The organism is Psychroflexus sediminis (assembly GCF_900099815.1).
GTDB lineage: Bacteria > Bacteroidota > Bacteroidia > Flavobacteriales > Flavobacteriaceae > Psychroflexus > Psychroflexus sediminis.
The window spans coordinates 1-19,451 of the sequence record NZ_FNCW01000021.1; the positions used below are offsets into that span (position 1 = coordinate 1).

Below are 19,451 nucleotides of genomic sequence, written 5' to 3' on the forward strand. Positions count from 1 at the left end.
AGTGATGCTGGCATAAAGCTTAGCATGGGTATAAAAGCTCAAGATAATGCCTTTGCTGAACGAGTAAACGGTACTATAAAGAACGAATATTTAAACCTATGGCATATTGATAACTTAAGAGTTTTACGAGCCAAAGCCAAGAAAGCTGTAGAGCATTATAACACTAAAAGACAACATGATAGTTTGAGTGGGAAAACCCCAAAAGAATTTAAAAATTATGTTTTAAATTTGGATAGCCAAGAAAGACCAATGACGATCATATATGCTGATGGTAATTATAAAATCAAAGAGGCATTGAAGCACCATAGCTTAAACCCAAATGAAGAGCCTCAGGCTCATAATTGTCCGATAGAATTATGAAAATAATCAATTAGTATATTAACCAAAACGGTCAACGCTATTTAGGGAAGGTCAATCATCATTCTAAAACCAAAAACCCCGGTTAAAAACACCAGAGCCAATAGTGAAAGCGCTACAATTAATTTTAGCCTAAATGAGTTCAAAATGGTTTGTTTTTACAATGAATTACAAATCAAATACTGATTTGCAAATGGTATAGACCAAATCCTTAAGGTTTAGCAAAATGCTTGGGTCAAATATAGCATAAATCCGAAACCTGATAACAAAGATTAAAAAGGATTAAAATGAAAATTTATCATTAGTTATAGAACTGTAGAATTCTTTAAGGGAGACTTATTGGAATCAAACACGTGTAAATTTTATCTTACTTCTGTACTAAAAGCTTTAAAATTCACTTGCTTTGGTATAACCTCGATTTTTGATTTAGAGGTTTAAAAATTCTGAACCTTTATCCTTACAAGATTTCACGATCTAATGCTTGCGAAGTAGTTAAAATTTACGGTCAAACCCTAATCAAAGTATAAAATTTAATTATATGTTTGTAAAGCATTTATTCGTTATATAGAGCAATAAATAAAAATAATTCTCAAATATATAAGCTTATGGAATTGATACTACCAGAACCCTTGATACATATTTTTCTTATGTCTTTATTTGGAATAAACATAATCTTATCCCTTCACATACTCATAGTTCAGAAGCAATTGATGGATAAAGTTATATTCATATCCATAATTTGGATTTTACCTATACTTGGAATTATAGTTTACTATGCATCAGTATATGTATTTTTTGATGAAGAAAAAAGGAATCTTACACCTTAAGTGCAGGTTACCCTAGCCCTGATTGCAGCGAAAAGCCCGCACCCCCAATCCCCAAAGCCTTGGGGGAGGGGGAGGACTTGAAGCGGAAAGCAGGTTCCCGGCTCCGAAAATATTAAAACTCCGATGTAAAGTGAAATGTAATATTTGGATATTTCTGCTGTGTCATCTGTAAGGAGAACTCAGAGTCGGCCAGGAATACGAGCTGGTCTGACTTGTCATGCGCTAAAAACTTAGCCTTCACCCGTTTGAATTCTTTAAACTCTTCACTTTTAGGGTCTTTTGGCTCTATCCAGCAGGCTTTATGAACATTGATATTCTCATACGAACATTTCGCACCGTATTCGTGTTCCAGTCTGTATTGAATAACTTCATACTGAAGCGCGCCAACAGTTCCAATAATTTTCCTGTTGTTGAGTTCCAGGGTAAACAACTGCGCCACCCCTTCATCCATCAACTGTTCAATACCTTTATTGAGTTGTTTGGATTTCATCGGATCAGCATTGTTGATATATCTAAAATGCTCGGGCGAGAAATTGGGGATGCCTTTGTATTGAAGGATTTCGCCCTCGGTAAGGGTGTCTCCAATTTTGAAGGTTCCTGTATCATGAAGACCTACAATATCACCGGGAAACATCTCATCTACAATTTCCTTTCGCTCTGCGAAAAAGGCATTGGGACTGGAAAATTTCAGGTTTTTATTGCTTCTGACGTGTAAATAGGGTTTGTTTCTTTCAAATTTTCCAGAAACGACTTTCACAAAGGCAAGCCTGTCTCTGTGGCGAGGATCCATGTTGGCATGAATCTTAAACACAAACCCGGTAAACTTATCTTCCTCGGGCCGGATTTCTCTAATGTCACTTTGCTTTGGCCGGGGTGGCGGAGCAATTTCAATAAAGCAATCCAGCAATTCACGCACTCCAAAGTTATTTAAGGCTGAACCAAAAAACACAGGTTGCAATTCTCCTCTTTTATATTGATCTATATCAAATTCAGGATAAACGCCTTGTGCAAGCTCAAGCTCTTCTCTCAAGGTGTCCGCAGAATCGGTGCCGATGAGTTGGTCGATTTCATCCGTAGATAAATCACTAACCTGAATTGTTTCTTCGATATCTTTTTTGGGATCTCCTGTAAACAGGTTAACGTTTTTCTCCCAGATGTTGTAGATGCCCTTAAAATCATAACCCATTCCGATAGGAAAACTCAGGGGGGTCACGTGGAGACCAAGCTTTTGTTCGATTTCATCCAAGAGTCCAAAGGCATCTTTACCCTCTCTATCCATTTTATTGATGAAAACGATGATGGGGATGTTTCGCATTCTGCAAACCTTAACCAGTTTTTCCGTTTGCTCCTCAACCCCTTTTGCGACGTCAATGACAACTATGACACTGTCAACGGCGGTTAAGGTTCTGAAGGTGTCTTCAGCAAAGTCCTTATGCCCTGGGGTGTCAAGGATATTGATTTTTATGTTTTTATACTCAAACCCTAAAACGGATGTGGCTACCGAAATACCTCTCTGGCGCTCAATCTCCATAAAGTCACTGGTAGCCGTTTTTTTTATTTTATTATTTTTAACGGCTCCTGCTTCTTGGATAGCACCTCCAAACAGAAGTAGTTTTTCAGTTAAAGTAGTTTTACCAGCGTCAGGGTGAGATACAATACCGAAAGTTCTTCGGCGATTGATTTCCTTATTTATTTTCATGCGGCAAATTTAATTTTTTATACACTGAAATCAATCATTTTCACCTATTTATTGATGTTTTTTGCTTAAAAAAAATAAAAATGTTTAATATCTTTAATCTATATTTGTGTTAAATTAACTAATACATGAGAATAACTACTTCATCTCTTCTGTTCTTGGTTTTAGTGATTTTTCAAGGTTTTTGGGCAAATGCCCAAGAAGGGAAATCCTATCTTCCAAATCCTTTTGTAGAACTTATGCAAAAATTGGCGGCGACTGGTGTGGTTGAAGGTTTAATTTACGCAGACTTCAACGCTAATGGCACCAGAGATACAGGAGAGCCTGGCCTGGAAGGGGTTCGTGTTATTATCGTAAATTCAAATGGGAACGGGCAAACAACACCAACCAATGCTGATGGGCGATGGTCTGCAGAAGTGATTGAAGGTAATGCTAATCTCATCATGGATTTGTCGAGTCTTTCTGCAGGATATCTGCAAACTGAAGGCTCCGATCCAAGTTCTGTTCAAATTATAGCAAACGATACAGTCCAGGCTGAAACCAAAGGTTTCACTTTCCAGGGCGATGCTTCAGGACATCTGTATTCTGATACCAACGGGAATGGAGTTCAGGATTCTCTTGAAATTGACCTGCCAGATGTAGATGTGCTTATTACAGATCAGTACGGCAATACGCAAACAGTTATAACGGATTCAAGTGGAGACTGGCTGGCAACGGTTTTATTTGGACCTGTTGAAGTTAATGTAGATGAAACTGATGCTGATTTTCCAACTGGAGCTTTCCAAACAGAAGGGACAAATCCTTCTACGCATAGCATTCCGAGTGGAGAGGAAACATTTACTGAAAATGACGGATTTTTTGAATCTGGAATTTTGTCTGGAATAGTCTATTTTGATGAAAATGGAACCGGGAATCAAGATTCCGGAGAACCAGGAATAGCCAATATACCTGTTGAGATAAGAACCTCCTTAAGCGATACAATTAACCTTGCGACAGATGCGGCTGGAAATTGGAGTATAAGGGTTCCTGCCGGTACAACAGAATCCCTTATCGATGAAAATGCTCCTGGATTTCCCACCGGAGCTTCGCAGACTGAAGGTAATAACCCAACGACTACAGAGGTTGTGAATGGGCAAACTTATGAAGAGTTTGATGGGTTTTTGGGTTCAGGAATTTTAAGGGGGCATTTATATTTTGATGAAGATGGAAATGGGGTACAGGACATAGGTGAAGCCGATATGCCAGATGTAGATGTAGAAATTATCGATTCTTTCGGTAATGTTACGATACTGGTTACAGATGTCAATGGAGATTGGTCTGTGGAGGTGCCAGCAGGCAACACGTTTTCCAATATTGATCAGCAAGATCCAGATTTTCCTCAAGGCGCAGTTCAAACAGAAGGCACAGATCCAACATTGACTCAAGTCATTGCCGGAAATGATATTTTATCAGATATAGACGGATTTTTTGAAACCGATCCCGAACTAGAGGGGACTTTATCAGGTCATTTATATTCAGATACCAATGGCAATGGAACTCAAGATGCTGGGGAACCCAATCTGCCTAATATTGATGTACAAATCACAGATACATTTGGCGAGGTAACACTTCTGGAAACAGATGCTAATGGAGATTGGTCGATTGTTATTCCTTCAGGAACTACAACCTCAGACATTCTTCAAAGTGATCCTGATTTTCCGGTGGGTGCCGTCCAAACTGAAGGAACAGATCCAACTATTACTTTTGTTCCAGCAGATACTTCAGTAGTGTCAGATAACGACGGTTTCTTTAGTATTGAACCCAGTTTGGTGGGGGTATTGCAGGGTCATCTTTACTTCGATAGTAACGGTAATGGAGTTCAGGATGTTGGAGAGCCAGACATGCCCAATGTTGATGTGGAAATAATCGATGTTTTTGGAGATGTCACACTTCTTGAAACAGATGTAAATGGAGACTGGTCTATAGAAGTGCCTGCAGGAAATACCTTTTCCAATATAGACCAACAAGATCCAGATTTTCCAACGGGCGCAACCCAGACTGAAGGAACAGATCCTTCACTTACCTTCGTTGTAGCTGATGAAACCACACTTTCTGACTTGGATGGATTTTTTATTCCAGATGCAAATTTGAGCGGAACATTGGTAGGTCACCTTTATTTCGATACAAATGCTAATGGTAATCAAGAGATTGGAGAACCAGACCTGGCTAATGTGGATATTGAGATTATCGATGTTTTTGGAGATGTCAGCATCATAGAATCCGATGTGAACGGTGACTGGTCTATCGAAGTACCTGCTGGTAACACCTTTTCTAATATTGATCAGCAAGATCCTGATTTCCCTGCTGGAGCAATTCAAACGGAAGGAACTGACCCAACGTTAACTTTTGTGCCACAAGACGATACTGTGTTATCCGATAATGATGGTTTTTTCCTGACAGATCCTAATCTTTTAGGTACCTTATCAGGTCATCTGTATTTAGATGCAAACGGCAATGGAATTCAGAATTCCGGTGAATTAGATTTAAGTGACATTGAAGTATTAATCACTGATGTTTTTGGAAATACATCTACCGTTGTGACCAATGCGAACGGAAACTGGTCTGTTGAAGTACCTGCTGGTAACACAGTTTCTGATATTAATCAGCAGGATGCGAACTTTCCTCAGGGAGCCGTCCAAACCGATGGTACCGATCCAACTACGACCTTCGTAAATGTTGGCAACACGACTTTTTCTGAAGATGATGGTTTCTTTGTTCCGACACCAGATACAACAGGGAATTTGTTGGGCCATTTGTATTTTGACGATAATGGTAATGGTACTCAGGATTCAGGTGAACCTGATATGCCCAATGTGGATGTCGAAATCATTGATGTATTTGGCGTGGTTAGTTTAATCGAAACCGATGTAAACGGGGATTGGTCTATTGAAGTTCCAGCAGGTAATACCTTTTCTAATATAGATCAACAAGATCCCGATTTCCCAACTGCTGCAATACAAACTGAAGGTACAGATCCTAGCTTAACATTTGTGATTGCCAATGCATCAACACAGTCTGATAAGGATGGATATTTTATACAAGATCCTAATATTACAGGCTCACTTTCAGGGCATCTGTATTTTGACAATAACAGCAATGGAGTTCAGGATAATAATGAGCCCGATATGCCAAATGTTTTAGTTCAGGTTGTTGATGGGGACGGTATCAGTCAAAATTTAACGACTGATATTAACGGTAATTGGACAGCTCAGGTAGCAGAAGGTTCAGTAATTTCAACCATCGATGTTGAAGATTCCAATTTCCCTCAAGGAGCCACTCAAACACAGGGAAATAATCCAACCACCACTCAAGTGAGTGCTGGAGATGATATTGCTGAGGAAGCAGACGGTTTTTTTACGCCAAATCAATCAGGAACGCTTAGCGGCATTGTTTATGAAGATCAAAATAACAATTCTACTCAAGATAATGGAGAACCTGGTATTGAAGGAGTAGAAATTGAAATTTTAGAATCAGACGGAGTCACAAGCACAATCATTACTGACGCTAACGGAGAATGGTTTGTTACTGTTTCGATTGGCAATACAACTTCCACTATTAATACTAATGGACCTAATTTTCCTCAAGATGCTGTCCAGACGCAGGGAACCAATCCTACAATTTCTTTTGTGGGATCAAACGCAAATGTTTCTGAAGTTCCAGATGGATATTTTATTGAAGAAAAAACAGGCATTCTAACAGGGAGACTTTATTTTGACGACAACGGAAACAGTACTCAAGATGGGCTAGAAGAAGGCATATCGAATGTGAGTATTAGAATTACCGACTCTTCTGGAAGTCTATTTGAGACGGAAACCGAAAGTAATGGGGATTGGTCTATCGAGGTAATACCAGGTCAAACCCTATCAGAAATCGATAAAGAAGATCCGGATTTTCCTGAAAATGTAACTCAAACTGAAGGAACAGACCCCACAACAACCTTAGTCATTTCTGGTGAAACTGTCAATTCTGACAACGACGGATTCTTAATTGACGGCCTAGAAATATTTAATGCCATTGCATCCGAAGGAAGTGCTTTCAACAATACCTTTTTCAGAATAAAAGGAATTGAAAATTATCCAAACAATTCAGTTCAAATTTTCAACAGACAGGGAGTCAAAGTTTTTGACGTGACGGGTTATGATAATGATGAATATAACCTGAGGTTTAATGGTTACAGTGAAGGAAATATTACAATTCAAAAAGATAAACGTTTACCGACTGGCACTTATTTCTATATTTTAAATTACGTAAATAGAGACGGAGAGCCTATACGAAAGAATGGATATTTACATTTAAATTAATACTGAATGATGACTAAAAGTCGAATTCTATATACTAGCCTAATGTTTTTGCTTCTTTTATTGAGTAGCACATCGGGTTTTGCGCAGCAAGATCCAAATTTTACTCAGTATATGTATAACACATTAAGCATTAATCCAGCGTATGCCGGCTCTAGAAACGTGTTTAGTGCTGTGGCATTATACAGGTCGCGATGGATGGGATTCGACGGTGCTCCTACTTCTCAAACCCTATCTGCCCATTCCCCTATCAGAGACGGAAAAATGGGCCTGGGATTTAATATTGTAAATGACAAAATCGGGATTACGACCCAAACCGATATCAATGCTGTTTACAGCTATTCATTAGACGTTTCCAGGTTTACCAAATTATCTTTTGGCCTTAATGCCGGAGTCAACCTGTTAAGTGTCGACTATAATGAGCTGAATATCTTTGACCCAAATGATCCTGAGTTTAACAATAATATAGACAATAAAATTTCGCCTCAGATTGGGTTAGGGGCATTATTATACAACGATCGATATTTTGTAGGGCTAAGTGTTCCTGCCTTATTGAGAACAGACCGGTTTTCAGAAAATTCTGTGGCAGATGCTACTGTTAGAGATCGTCTGCATTATTACCTAACTGCAGGTTTAGTTTTTGACATAAACCCGGCTTTGAAATTTAAGCCTTCTTTATTAGTTAGGCATGTAAGTGGAGCGCCTTTATTAGCTGAGCTTTCATCAAATTTTCTGATTAATGATAAATTTACACTTGGTGCAGCATACAGGTTGAATTCTGCATTTTCAGGTTTGTTTGCATTTCAAGTTAGCGATGCAATTTTAATGGGTATTGCTTACGACAGAAATATATCAACATTATCTAGTTACAATGACGGCTCGTTGGAATTTTTCGCGAGATTTGAACTATTCAAGAAATACAAAAAAATGTATACACCAAGATTCTTCTAAAACATGAAATTGAATTTTAAACATATTTTTTTCCTATTGTCGCTTCTTTTTTTTGGTGTTGTAAACGCTCAAATTGATAAGTTAAAAGAAGCCGATGAGATGTTTGAAGGTTACGCTTTTATTGATGCGCAGAAGATTTATCTTGAGGTTGCGAAAAGCGGTTATGAATCTGAAAATTTATTCAAAAAGCTTGGAGATTCTTACTATTTCAACAATGACCAGGAAAGTGCTTTAGAGTGGTATCAAAAGCTCTATGAGTTAAATCCTAAGCTTCCAAAAGAATATTTATTCAGATATGCTCAGGCGTTGAAAAGTGCTAAGCGATATGATATGTCAGATCAGATCATGCTGGAGTTTGATGCCTTGAACGAGAATGACAGTAGAGTTCTGAAGCTTAAACGAGAGCGTAACTATCTGGAGCTTATCGATATGCAGTCTGGAAGATTCAAAATAAATAGGTTACCAATCAATTCTGAATATTCTGAATTTTCACCTTCATTTTATAATGATAAACTGGTATTTGCGTCCAATAGACCCATCTCATCGTCCGTGAAACGGGTTCATGAGTGGAACAATCAACCTTACCTCAATTTATACACCGTCGAACTATCAGATTCTTTAGACATTGAATCCCAGCCAACTGAGTTTTCAGAGGTTTTAAATTCTAAATTTCATGAGTCCTCGGCCGTATTTACAAGTGATGGAAAAACAGTTTATTTTACAAGGAATAATTTTTCAGGAAATAAACTTAATCGCGGTGAAGATGGCGTGAGTTATTTGAAATTATTTAAGTCAGAATTGAATGCTGATAATTCCTGGACAAAGCCGCAAGAACTGCCTTTCAACAGCGATAATTACTCTGTTGCTCATCCGGCACTTAGCAATGATGATAAAACGCTTTATTTTTCCTCTGATATGGACGGTACTCTTGGTATGTCAGACATTTTCCGAGTCCAGATTTTAGATGAAAATACCTACAGTGAACCACAAAATCTTGGAAATTTTATTAATACTGAGGGTCGAGAAAGTTTTCCCTTTATAAGTCAAGATAATTTGCTTTATTTTTCATCAGACGGACACCTAGGTTTAGGAGGTCTAGACGTTTTTGTTGCTGTAATAAAGGAAAATGGAGAGCTTGGAGAGGTATTTAATCTTGGGCGACCTATCAATAGTAATAAAGATGATTTTAGCCTTATCATAAATTCTGAATTGAAAAAAGGGTTTTTCGCTTCCAATAGAGAGGATGGGGATACAAATGATAATTTATATTCCATAGTACAGCTTGAAAAGCTAATGACTGCTTGTTCACAGTTGTTAAACGGTAAAATCTTTACAGCTGACGGGGAAGAAGCCCTCACCGATGCTAAAGTTGAATTGTTCGATGAAGATTTAAATTTATTAAAATCGACCAAGACCAATTCTGAAGGTTTTTATCAGTTTGAAGTTGACTGCGATACCCGATACGTGGTGAGAGTTTCTAAAGACGGTTTTGCTACCATAGAAGAATTAGTGAAAACGTCTTCTGATTTCGGAACTGAAAACACACTTAATTTTAGACCAGAGACTGGAAATGAACTGGGTGTTACCAAAGCAGATAAAGGTGATGACTTAAGTCAGTTACTTCAGTTAGACCCCATTTATTTTGATATAGACAAGTTTCAAATTCGTCCAGATGCTGAAGTAGAGTTGCAGAAAATTATTGCTGTGATGAAATCTTATCCAAATATGCGCATAGACATCAGGTCTCATACCGATAGTAGAGCAGGAGATGCTTATAATAAAATCTTATCGGATAAGCGGGCTACAGCTACGATGGATTATATCATTGAAAAGGCTGCAATTGAGTCCTACCGTATTTCAGGAAGAGGTTATGGAGAAACTCAGCCCGTCAATAATTGTTCAAACGGGGTTTCATGCTCAGAAGCAGAACATGCGTTAAACCGCAGGTCAGAATTTATCATTTTGAATGAAAATGAAACCCCGGAAAACATCAAAAGAGAAATAATCGCCTCTGAAAGAAATAAAGTTAACACGACAAAAAACTCAACTTCAGAAGGGGTTTATTACGATTTTAAAAATTCTAAAGAAGAAGTCTATACAGTGCAAATAGGAGCATTTAGCAAAAACTCAAATATTCAGTTCGATAAGGTAGAGCATGTATTTAGCCACGTATACAAGGATGGTTATAAACGATACTTTTCTTCTATTTTTTCAACCAGAAAAGAAGCTGAAAACTATAAAGTGAAACTTAGAAATCAGGGTATAGAAGGTGCATTTGTAGTTGGGCTTCGCGGAGAGAGTCGGTTTTAAGTAGAATAAATCAATACTAAATAATTCATAAATAGCAACTTTTCATTGCTGCAGATTTCCTTATTTGTACTCAAATACAAGTTATTTTGTACTTTTGGAAATATGAAAGAAAAAGTTACCAATTACGTGATTTTAGTGGATGAAAATGATAATCCGCTAGGGACAATGGAAAAAATAGAAGCTCATGAAAAGGCTAAACTTCATCGTGCTTTTTCAGTTTTTATTTACAATTCAAATAAGGAGTTAATGCTTCAGCAAAGGGCTTTGTCAAAATATCACACGCCAGGCCTTTGGACGAATACCTGTTGCAGTCATCAACACCTGGATGAAACCAATATAGAGGCCGGGAAACGCCGCCTTCAGGAAGAAATGGGGTTTACAACCGAGCTTCAAGAAACAATTTCATTCATTTATAAAGCCCCGTTTGACAATGGTCTTACTGAGTATGAATACGATTATATTCTAGTGGGTGAATATGATGATGACCCAAATCCAAATCCGGAAGAAGTCAATGCTTGGAAATGGATGAAACTTGAAGATATTGAAGTCGATATCAGGGAAAACCCTGAAAAATATACAGAATGGTTCAAAATTATTTTTGAAAAACATAAAAGTGAAATGATAAAATCTTCAACTTAATTATATGAAAGTAACAGTACATCGTAAAGCTCATTTCAATGCAGCACATAGATTATATAGAAAGGATTGGGATTTTGAGAAGAACGAAGAGGTTTTCGGCAAATGTAATAACCCGAACTACCATGGACATAACTACGAACTTATCGCTTCGGTAACCGGTGAAATTGATCCTGAAACCGGTTATGTTATGGATGTGAAACTATTAAAGGATCTTATTAAATCTGAAGTTGAAGACGCTTTCGACCATAAAAACTTGAATGAACAAGTTCCAGAATTTCAAAGTCTAAACCCGACAGCTGAAAATATTTCCGTGGTGATATGGAATAAACTCAAGCCAAAACTGAAAGATGGACATGAGCTAGAAATTACGCTCTATGAAACGCCTAGAAATTTCGTAACTTATAAAGGAGAATAAGATGTCATTAGAAAAAGGAGAAAAAGCACCACATTTCGAACTTAAGGATCAGAACGGGAATATGTTCGATTCAAAAGAGGTCATAGGGAAGAAGCCTGCTGTGATTTACTTTTATCCAAAAGATTTTACACCTGGATGTACAAAAGAAGCCTGTAATTTTAGAGACAGCTACGAGGAATTTCAAGAAGCCGGGGCAGAAGTGATAGGAATCAGTAATGACTCAGAAAAGTCTCATGCCAAATTCGCTAAAAAGTATAAACTTCCCTTTATTTTACTTTCTGACGCCAATGGAAGAGTAAGAAAGAAATTTGAAATAAAGAAAAGTCTCCTGGGATTGGTTCCGGGGAGAGAAACTTTCGTTATTGATTCTGAAGGACATGTAATTTTCAAATTCAATAGCCTTGATGCTTCTAAGCACATGAAGAAAGCATTAAAAGCCATTAAACATTTGGATTGATGCTTTATCCACTTAAATTTAACTCAATTCTTAAAGAAAAAATCTGGGGAGGCCATAAGCTACATTTTAAATCTAATACCGATATACCCGGAAAAAAAATAGGTGAGAGTTGGGAAGTAAGCGGAATTAAGCATGAGACGTCAATTGTTGAAAACGGTAAACTTCAGGGTAAAAATCTCCAAGAATTACTTGCAGAGTTCAAAGAAGACTTGGTGGGTAAATCAGTTTTTCAAAGGTTTAAAAATGAATTTCCAATTCTTATCAAATTCATAGAAGCCAGGGAGAACCTTTCTGTCCAGGTTCATCCAGACGACCAACTTGCCAAAAAGCGCCATAAGAGTTTTGGTAAAACCGAAATGTGGTATGTTGTTGAAAATGAAGATGATGCCAGAATAATCATTGATTTTAAGACATCAATTACAATTGACGCCTATGAGGAATTGCTGAATCAAGATGCTTTGGAATCTGCTCTAAATACTGTAAAAGTCAAGGAAGGCGATTCCTTTTTTATCAAACCTGGTTTGGTTCATGCCATTGGAGCTGGTGTCTTGCTAGCTGAAATCCAGCAAACTTCAGATATTACTTACCGACTTTATGACTGGAACAGAACAGATATTGATGGAAATTCAAGAGAGCTGCATACAGATTTAGCTTTAGAGGCTATTGATTTTAGCGGTAACTCTGACTATAAAATCAGATATAATCCCAAACTTAATTCTAAAGTAACATTAGCGGACACGCCTTATTTCGTTACCAATTTTATAGAGATTAAAGGCTTTATTGATCTGGATTACTCAGAAATGGATTCGTTTGTTATCCTTATGAACGTTGGCACTTCTGCTGTTTTTATCATTTATAAAAGCATGAGTTATCAGCTCTTTCCTAAAGAAACTATTCTTATACCGGCATGTCTTCAAAAGATAAGCCTTGAATCAGAAGGAAGCAAACTTTTAGAAATAAGCATTTAGTTTTAAAATTAGTTTACTTTTGCGAAAAATTAATTTTCAATACAATGGCTAGTAAAAAACAACTCAAAAAAGAATTAAACGATCGTTTCGGTGAAATCATCGACGGTGCACTGATCAATCAAGAAGCAAATTCAGAAGATCTTAAAGAAAAGACAGAAGAACTTGTTGATGAAGTCATAGCTGAATTTGACCAGCAAATTGAGCAAATCAATAAAAAAGATGTAGAAAACAGGAGTAAACACCTAAAATCTGTTAGAGAGTCAGTAAACAAAAAGGCTGATGAGTTTATAAAAAAACTTAACAACGTTTAATTTCACTTTTCAAAACTGGAGTTGTTGATTTATCCATTAGGAAGACTATCAATAACTTCAGTTTCTACACTTTCCGCATCATTTTCCTTTCTGTCTTCAATAAGTTGTTTCAACTGCTTCCCGTAGAGCGACTTTTGTATAGGCTTCTCTAAGGAATTATAAACCGTATCTAAATATTTAATATTAGCATCAAAGGCTTCAGATAGGATGACATAAGGTGATATTTCCAAATCCTTATTGTTGAGAGCAAAATTCACAGTGTATAGATATTTCCTTTTCAGTATAGAATTAAATCGTCTGTTTAAGCTATCCAATTTCATCTCCTCCTGAGCTTTACTAGCATTAAAGTTTGCCTCAATAAGTTCCAATCTTTGACTATTGAAACGTTTTACAACCTCATTGTATTCCTCTAGTTTCTTTTGGTTGTCAAATTCTGAAACAATTTTCAGATCCATGCTATAATTTTTTAAGGAGGTGGTCAAAGCTAAGTCTCCTGGTTCAGCGAAGAAGCTGATCACTTCTGCATAATCATCCCCATCATTTCTGTCCAATTCTATAAACATGATTTGTGGTTCTTCCAGAAAAGTGCTGAAAGCAAATTCAGATGTTCCAGATATTTGGATAGAATCTACGTTGACCAGGCTGGAATCCCCTATTTTTTGCAGATAAAGAGAGCCCTTTTTTAGACCAGCAATATCCCCGGTGATAAATAGATTGTCATTTTTGTTTTGACATGATGTCAAAATAACTGTAAAGATGAGAAGTGATAAAAAATATTTCATAAAGTGTGATTATAAGTTAGACGCGATTTCCATTAATATTGTGCAGCCCAAGGCTGCGTAAGTACCTAAAACGTAGCCAAATACAGCAAGCAAAACACCAACGCTGGTGAGTGAAGGGTGAAAAGCAGAAGCAACAACTGGTGCAGAAGCTGCACCGCCTACGTTGGCTTGACTACCTACAGCTAAAAAGAAGTAAGGTGCTCTGATGAGTTTTGCTACTAAAATAAGCAAGCCAGCGTGGATACTCATCCATACAAGACCTATAAGTATTAACCCAGGGTTCTCGAATACAGCGGCAAGGTCCATTTTCATACCTATAGTGGCTACAAGAAAGTAAATAAAGATGCTGCCGATTTTACTTGCACCGGTTCCTTCATAGGATTTAGCTTTAGTAAAAGATAGGGCCACTCCAAAAAAAGTAGCGATGGTGATCATCCAGAAAAAGGTGGAAGAAAATGATGCTAAAGCTGAACTTCTATCACTAAACACTTCAAAATTCTCCAAAAGGAACTTTGATATATATTCTGAAGCCCAATGAGAAAAACCAACCGCAACAAAGGCTAAACCAAGCATTATCATATAATCTTTGAGTTCAGGTGTTCTCGATACACTGGCGGTATAAGCAGAGACCTTTTGTTTTAATTCTTCAATAGCAGAATTATCAGCTTTTAGCCATTTATCGATTTTTTCAGATCTACCAATTCCGAGTAAAATAATTGCAAGCCATAAATTAGCCACAACAATATCTACTAAAACCATCCCGCCATACTTCTCAGGATTGTATTTAAAGATTTCCAGCATCGCGGCTTGATTGGCCCCGCCACCAATCCAGCTTCCTGCTAGAGTAGATAAACCTCTCCAGACTGCATCTGGACCTGCGCCCCCTACGGTTTCCGGAGAAAAAATCGAGATAAGTAGAATGGCAATTGGCCCACCAATGACTATCCCTACGGTACCGGTCAAAAACATAATCAAAGCCTTGAATCCAAGATTTTTGATGGCTTTTAAATCTATACTTAATGTCATTAAAACCAAAGATGCCGGTAAGAAATATCGGCTAGCCACAAAATAAAGATTAGACGTCGAGTCGCTAATTATATTAAGAGAATTGAAAATAGCCGGGATTAAATAGCACATTAAGAGTGCGGGAACAATTTTATAAAACTTATTCCAGAAGCCAGTCTTGATACTGGAAGTGTAGAATATCAATGCGATAGAAAGCATCAGGATACCTAAAACAACAGCATCATTTGTGAATAAAGGATTTTCTTCCATCTTGAAAATTTAGAGCGTAAAAGTAAAAATTATTAGCAATTATAAGTGGTTATCGCATTTTAAAATACCGGGTCAGAAATTCAGCAACACCATCTTCTTTGGCATTTCCTATGATTTCATTGGCCGCTAATTTCACCTCTTCTTTGGAGTTACCTACAGCTACCCCTAATCCAGAAGCTTCAAGCATTTCAATATCGTTATAATTATCACCAAAACTCATTACACCTGTCATGTCTAGATCAAATTCAGAAGAAATCAAAAAATCAATAGCAGACTTTTTAGAGATTTTTTTGGGCGCTATTTCTATATAAGTCTCTTTGGAACGGTATAAATGTAAGTCTTCATTCAGTTGATTAGATAATTTCTTGTAAAAAGCGTCTATCAGTTTTGCCTCACCCATACACATGATTTTGTGAGCTCCAGTATTAGAGGTTTTCCAAAGTTTCAGGACCTTTTCATTGGACTTAATAATCGGATTTACCTTTGTATTATTAGTTTCCCGCCGGGTCCACTGATCTTTTTGAGGAGCAAACCAGTCATCATTATGGAAAAGACTCAGATGGAGATTGGCTTCATTAGACCTCACAATATCGTTTACCAGGTCAAAAGGAATTGTTGTGGTCTGCTTTACGGCATTATCAATAATAATCAATCCCCCATTATAAGCTACCATTGGCTGTTTAAGGATACCGAGTTGTTTTTGCAAATGTTTCATGGCAGAAGGCATCCTCGAAGAAATGAGAACAATTGGCACTTCATTTTTCAACTGTCTAATTACAGAAATACTTTTCTTAGAAAGTTCTCTTTCAGCATTGAGCAGGGTTCCGTCAATGTCGCTGCAAATAAGTTTTATCATGTTCTATTATACTGAATTTAATACGGCCCAAATTAAAGGGTTTAGGACGTAAGTTTATAAGTTTTAGTAAAATTAATAGGGATATTTATATTGATAATTTACTGAAAGCTTTGCGTTGACTTAATAGTATTCCTTTTATATTTGAAAAAAAAAAATAAAACATGAAATATCTGCTAGCTTTTCTTATTTTTTCACAAACTCTATTGGCCTCAGAGGACTGGGGACAAAATGGTCACCGTACTGTTGGTAAAACTGCAGAAAATTATCTAAAATCGAAGGCCCGTAAAAACATAGACCGCATCCTAAATGGGCAATCCCTGGCTGAGGCCTCTACTTTTGCCGATGAAATTAAAAGCGACAGGGCTTATGATGATTATAAACCCTGGCATTACGCAAACGCACTTTTAAATGAAACATACATTGAATCTGCCAAAAATCCTATGGGTGATATTGTTGTTGGCATTCAAGAATGCATTCGTGAACTAAAATCTGGAAATTTAGATAAAACCAAAGAACAATTTTACCTTAAGATGTTAATACATCTTGTAGGGGATATGCACCAGCCACTTCATTTTGGACTCAAAGAAGACAGAGGGGCAAACGATTTTAATGTAAGATGGTTCAACCAGCCTACCAATATGCATAGTGTCTGGGATACTAAAATGATTGAAAGCTATAATATGAGCTATACGGAGCTTTCAAGAAACCTGTCTGAACTCAGCAAATCTGAAATAAAAGCTATAAAATCTGGAAGCCTTTTAGATTGGGTAGAGGAGGTGCGAGAATTAACCAGAAAAGTTTACAAATCTGCAGAGCCTGGTGATAATTTAAGTTACAGATATATGTATATGTGGTTTGATGTTGCTGAAAGTCAAATGCAAAAAGCAGGAATACGTTTAGCCAAAATTCTCAACGATATTTACGCCTAGCGCTTAGAAATCTTATTTTGAGTAATTTGCTTTTGTCGGGAAGATTTAAACTTTTTCATTGAGTTTTTTCTCAATTTTTTATGTTTAGTAGCTCTTCCCTGAACGCGCTTACGCCACATCCTGAAACTAGAAGGCTTCATTTCTTTTTGCATGATCTTGATAACTTCGCTTTCACTTACCCCAAACTGAAATTCTATGGCTTCAAAAGGAGTTCTGTCCTCCCAGGCCATTTCAATTATTCGGTCTAGTTCTCTTTCCGTAAATTCTTTTTGCATAGTCTATATATATAGGTAAGCCCACCAAATCAATATAAATTGTAATGGTATTCTCAAGATTAAAATCCATCTCGGTATGCCAAGTGAAAACTGTTCACCACGTAACATATTGAAATGAATGAGTAAGAATGCAATCAGCATCAGTATTATGAAAAGCGCCGCATATGTTCTAGTTTCTGGAAAAAGCAAACCCAAACCTGCTAATATCTCAAAAGCACCAGCTAACAGGTTTAAGCTTCTTCGCTGTGGCAAAAATTTTGGAATGATTTTCACGTAGGCTTTTGGCTTGATGAAATGCATCGCTCCTGCAAACACATACATAATAGACATTAATAGTAGATCCCAACTCATCATGCAAGTTTAAAAATTAAAAAGATGAATTAATCATAAGCATTGATATTTAATCAATATTTCACATGAATTTATTTCATTAAGTTATGTAACTATAAGGTATTGTGTTAATTAAGAATCGGGGATAAAAAAGAGGTAAAAAACCTTTCTAAAAGTTTGGTTTAGGTTGGGAATTAGTTGTAGTTTTGCACCCCGCTAATTGAGGTATTGATAAGGTAACGTAAAATTAAGGAAGGGATAACATTTAGTTGATTTCACTTGGATTGGATAAGAAAAAAGTATTAGATTTGCGGTTCTTTAAAAACTAAATCAGCACGTTCATTAAAAGTTTTATTTTTTTTCAAAATTATCACTTGTTATATTAAAAATAAGTATTAGTTTTGCATCCGCTTAGCGAAAGCGGCACGAGTTTAAAGGTCTTTGGTTAGATTTTAAACGCCAAGAATTCCTCTTCTTCCTTTGGGAAGATGTTCGTTGAAGACGGGCAGCAGGGAAAAAGTTCATTGACATATTGAATTGACAATTATAGGTAAGAGATTACTTATAGAATTAGAAACATTAAAAGATTAGACTAATCGTAACAGATTAGAGTTAATTCCTGAGAAGACAATTTTAGAATTGAATTCATTTAGACGTTAAGATATATAAGATTTAACGATGAAGAGTTTGATCCTGGCTCAGGATGAACGCTAGCGGCAGGCCTAACACATGCAAGTCGAGGGGTAACGTGAGTGCTTGCACTTGACGACGACCGGCGGACGGGTGCGTAACGCGTATACAATCTACCTATTACTAAAAGATAGCCCAGAGAAATTTGGATTAATATTTTATGGCATTACGACCTGGCATCAGGTTGTAATTAAAGGTTACGGTAATAGATGAGTATGCGTCCTATTAGCTTGATGGTAAGGTAACGGCTTACCATGGCTACGATAGGTAGGGGTCCTGAGAGGGAGATCCCCCACACTGGTACTGAGACACGGACCAGACTCCTACGGGAGGCAGCAGTGAGGAATATTGGACAATGGGAGCAATCCTGATCCAGCCATGCCGCGTGCAGGAAGACTGCCCTATGGGTTGTAAACTGCTTTTATACAGGAAGAAAAAGGTGTACGTGTACACTGTTGACGGTACTGTAAGAATAAGGATCGGCTAACTCCGTGCCAGCAGCCGCGGTAATACGGAGGATCCAAGCGTTATCCGGAATCATTGGGTTTAAAGGGTCCGTAGGCGGGACAATAAGTCAGTGGTGAAAGTCTGCAGCTCAACTGTAGAATTGCCATTGATACTGTTGTTCTTGAGTGCTTGTGAAGTGGTTAGAATGAGTAGTGTAGCGGTGAAATGCATAGATATTACTCAGAATACCGATTGCGAAGGCAGATCACTAACAATTCACTGACGCTGATGGACGAAAGCGTAGGTAGCGAACAGGATTAGATACCCTGGTAGTCTACGCCGTAAACGATGGTTACTAGCTGTTCGGATCAATTGCGATCTGAGTGGCTAAGCGAAAGTGATAAGTAACCCACCTGGGGAGTACGTTCGCAAGAATGAAACTCAAAGGAATTGACGGGGGCCCGCACAAGCGGTGGAGCATGTGGTTTAATTCGATGATACGCGAGGAACCTTACCAGGGCTTAAATGCAGTTTGACAGGGGTGGAAACACCTTTTCCTTCGGGCAAATTGCAAGGTGCTGCATGGTTGTCGTCAGCTC

16 protein-coding genes and 1 rRNA gene are annotated in these 19,451 nt (G+C 37.5%); 11 read left to right on the forward strand and 6 right to left on the reverse strand.

Translation table 11 applies throughout. The features are described 5' to 3' along the window. Positions 1-360: integrase core domain-containing protein (locus BLP81_RS13015; protein ID WP_143002842.1), on the forward strand; the 360-nt coding region annotated here is incomplete at its 5' end. A 936-nt stretch (positions 361-1,296) separates the two neighbouring features. Here BLP81_RS13015 and BLP81_RS13020 read toward each other — a convergent pair. After that, the gene (locus tag BLP81_RS13020) at positions 1,297-2,883 is read right to left on the reverse strand and encodes a peptide chain release factor 3 (protein WP_093370224.1); all 1,587 of its coding nucleotides are present in this window, start codon (positions 2,881-2,883) and stop codon (positions 1,297-1,299) included. Positions 2,884-3,008: 125 nt separating this feature from the next. Between BLP81_RS13020 and BLP81_RS13025 the strand changes: the two genes are divergently transcribed. The 8 genes from BLP81_RS13025 (at position 3,009) to BLP81_RS13060 (ending at position 13,268) form a co-directional block, all read left to right on the forward strand. Further along, positions 3,009-7,220 (forward strand): SdrD B-like domain-containing protein, encoded by a 4,212-nt coding sequence (locus BLP81_RS13025; RefSeq protein ID WP_093370229.1) that lies wholly within the window; start codon positions 3,009-3,011, stop codon positions 7,218-7,220. A gap of 9 nt (positions 7,221-7,229) precedes the next feature. Further along, entirely contained in the window at positions 7,230-8,168 is a 939-nt protein-coding gene (locus BLP81_RS13030; protein WP_093370282.1) for a PorP/SprF family type IX secretion system membrane protein, read from the forward strand. Positions 8,169-8,171: 3 nt separating this feature from the next. After that, a complete protein-coding gene (locus BLP81_RS13035) occupies positions 8,172-10,478 on the forward strand; it encodes an OmpA family protein (RefSeq protein WP_093370234.1) in 2,307 nt (768 codons plus the stop codon). A gap of 102 nt (positions 10,479-10,580) precedes the next feature. Next, positions 10,581-11,117 carry an isopentenyl-diphosphate Delta-isomerase gene (idi, locus tag BLP81_RS13040; RefSeq protein ID WP_093370237.1) on the forward strand — a complete coding sequence of 179 codons (537 nt, stop codon included), beginning with the start codon at positions 10,581-10,583 and terminating at the stop codon, positions 11,115-11,117. Positions 11,118-11,121: 4 nt separating this feature from the next. Beyond that, positions 11,122-11,532 carry a 6-pyruvoyl trahydropterin synthase family protein gene (locus BLP81_RS13045; RefSeq protein ID WP_093370242.1) on the forward strand — a complete coding sequence of 137 codons (411 nt, stop codon included), beginning with the start codon at positions 11,122-11,124 and terminating at the stop codon, positions 11,530-11,532. Position 11,533: 1 nt separating this feature from the next. Then, positions 11,534-11,989: a peroxiredoxin gene (locus BLP81_RS13050; protein ID WP_093370246.1), complete on the forward strand. Its 456-nt coding sequence runs from the start codon at positions 11,534-11,536 to the stop codon at positions 11,987-11,989. After that, entirely contained in the window at positions 11,989-12,957 is a 969-nt protein-coding gene (locus BLP81_RS13055) for a type I phosphomannose isomerase catalytic subunit (protein WP_093370250.1), read from the forward strand. Before BLP81_RS13050 ends, BLP81_RS13055 begins: the two co-directional genes overlap by 1 nt. A gap of 44 nt (positions 12,958-13,001) precedes the next feature. After that, on the forward strand, positions 13,002-13,268 hold the full coding sequence (locus BLP81_RS13060; protein WP_093370255.1) for a hypothetical protein: 267 nt from the start codon (positions 13,002-13,004) through the stop codon (positions 13,266-13,268). A 29-nt stretch (positions 13,269-13,297) separates the two neighbouring features. Here the strand turns inward: BLP81_RS13060 and BLP81_RS13065 are convergent, their stop codons facing one another. Genes BLP81_RS13065 through BLP81_RS13075 form a run of 3 tightly spaced genes read right to left on the reverse strand, consistent with a single transcriptional unit; the run spans position 13,298 to position 16,181 of the window. Next, the gene (locus BLP81_RS13065) at positions 13,298-14,050 is read right to left on the reverse strand and encodes a DUF4369 domain-containing protein (RefSeq protein ID WP_093370260.1); all 753 of its coding nucleotides are present in this window, start codon (positions 14,048-14,050) and stop codon (positions 13,298-13,300) included. Positions 14,051-14,059: 9 nt separating this feature from the next. Beyond that, entirely contained in the window at positions 14,060-15,325 is a 1,266-nt protein-coding gene (locus BLP81_RS13070; RefSeq protein WP_093370265.1) for a DUF819 family protein, read from the reverse strand. Between the two features lie 49 nt (positions 15,326-15,374). Continuing rightward, positions 15,375-16,181 (reverse strand): Cof-type HAD-IIB family hydrolase, encoded by an 807-nt coding sequence (locus BLP81_RS13075; RefSeq protein ID WP_093370268.1) that lies wholly within the window; start codon positions 16,179-16,181, stop codon positions 15,375-15,377. Between the two features lie 161 nt (positions 16,182-16,342). Here BLP81_RS13075 and BLP81_RS13080 point away from each other — a divergent pair, with 161 nt between their 5' ends. Beyond that, complete coding sequence (locus BLP81_RS13080) at positions 16,343-17,110, forward strand: S1/P1 nuclease (RefSeq protein ID WP_093370273.1); 768 nt, start codon at positions 16,343-16,345, stop codon at positions 17,108-17,110. On the opposite strand, the gene BLP81_RS13085 is transcribed toward BLP81_RS13080, so the two are convergent. Both BLP81_RS13085 and BLP81_RS13090 read right to left on the reverse strand, forming a co-directional pair. Beyond that, positions 17,107-17,385, reverse strand: a complete 279-nt coding sequence (locus BLP81_RS13085) for a TIGR03643 family protein (protein WP_093370277.1) — start codon at positions 17,383-17,385, stop codon at positions 17,107-17,109. The genes BLP81_RS13080 and BLP81_RS13085 overlap by 4 nt on opposite strands. A 3-nt stretch (positions 17,386-17,388) precedes the next feature. Beyond that, a complete protein-coding gene (locus tag BLP81_RS13090; RefSeq protein WP_093370287.1) occupies positions 17,389-17,736 on the reverse strand; it encodes a DoxX family protein in 348 nt (115 codons plus the stop codon). 654 nt (positions 17,737-18,390) lie between these two features. On the opposite strand from BLP81_RS13090, the gene BLP81_RS13095 reads away from it, so the two are divergent. Next, positions 18,391-19,451 (forward strand): 16S ribosomal RNA (locus BLP81_RS13095); the annotation flags it as partial.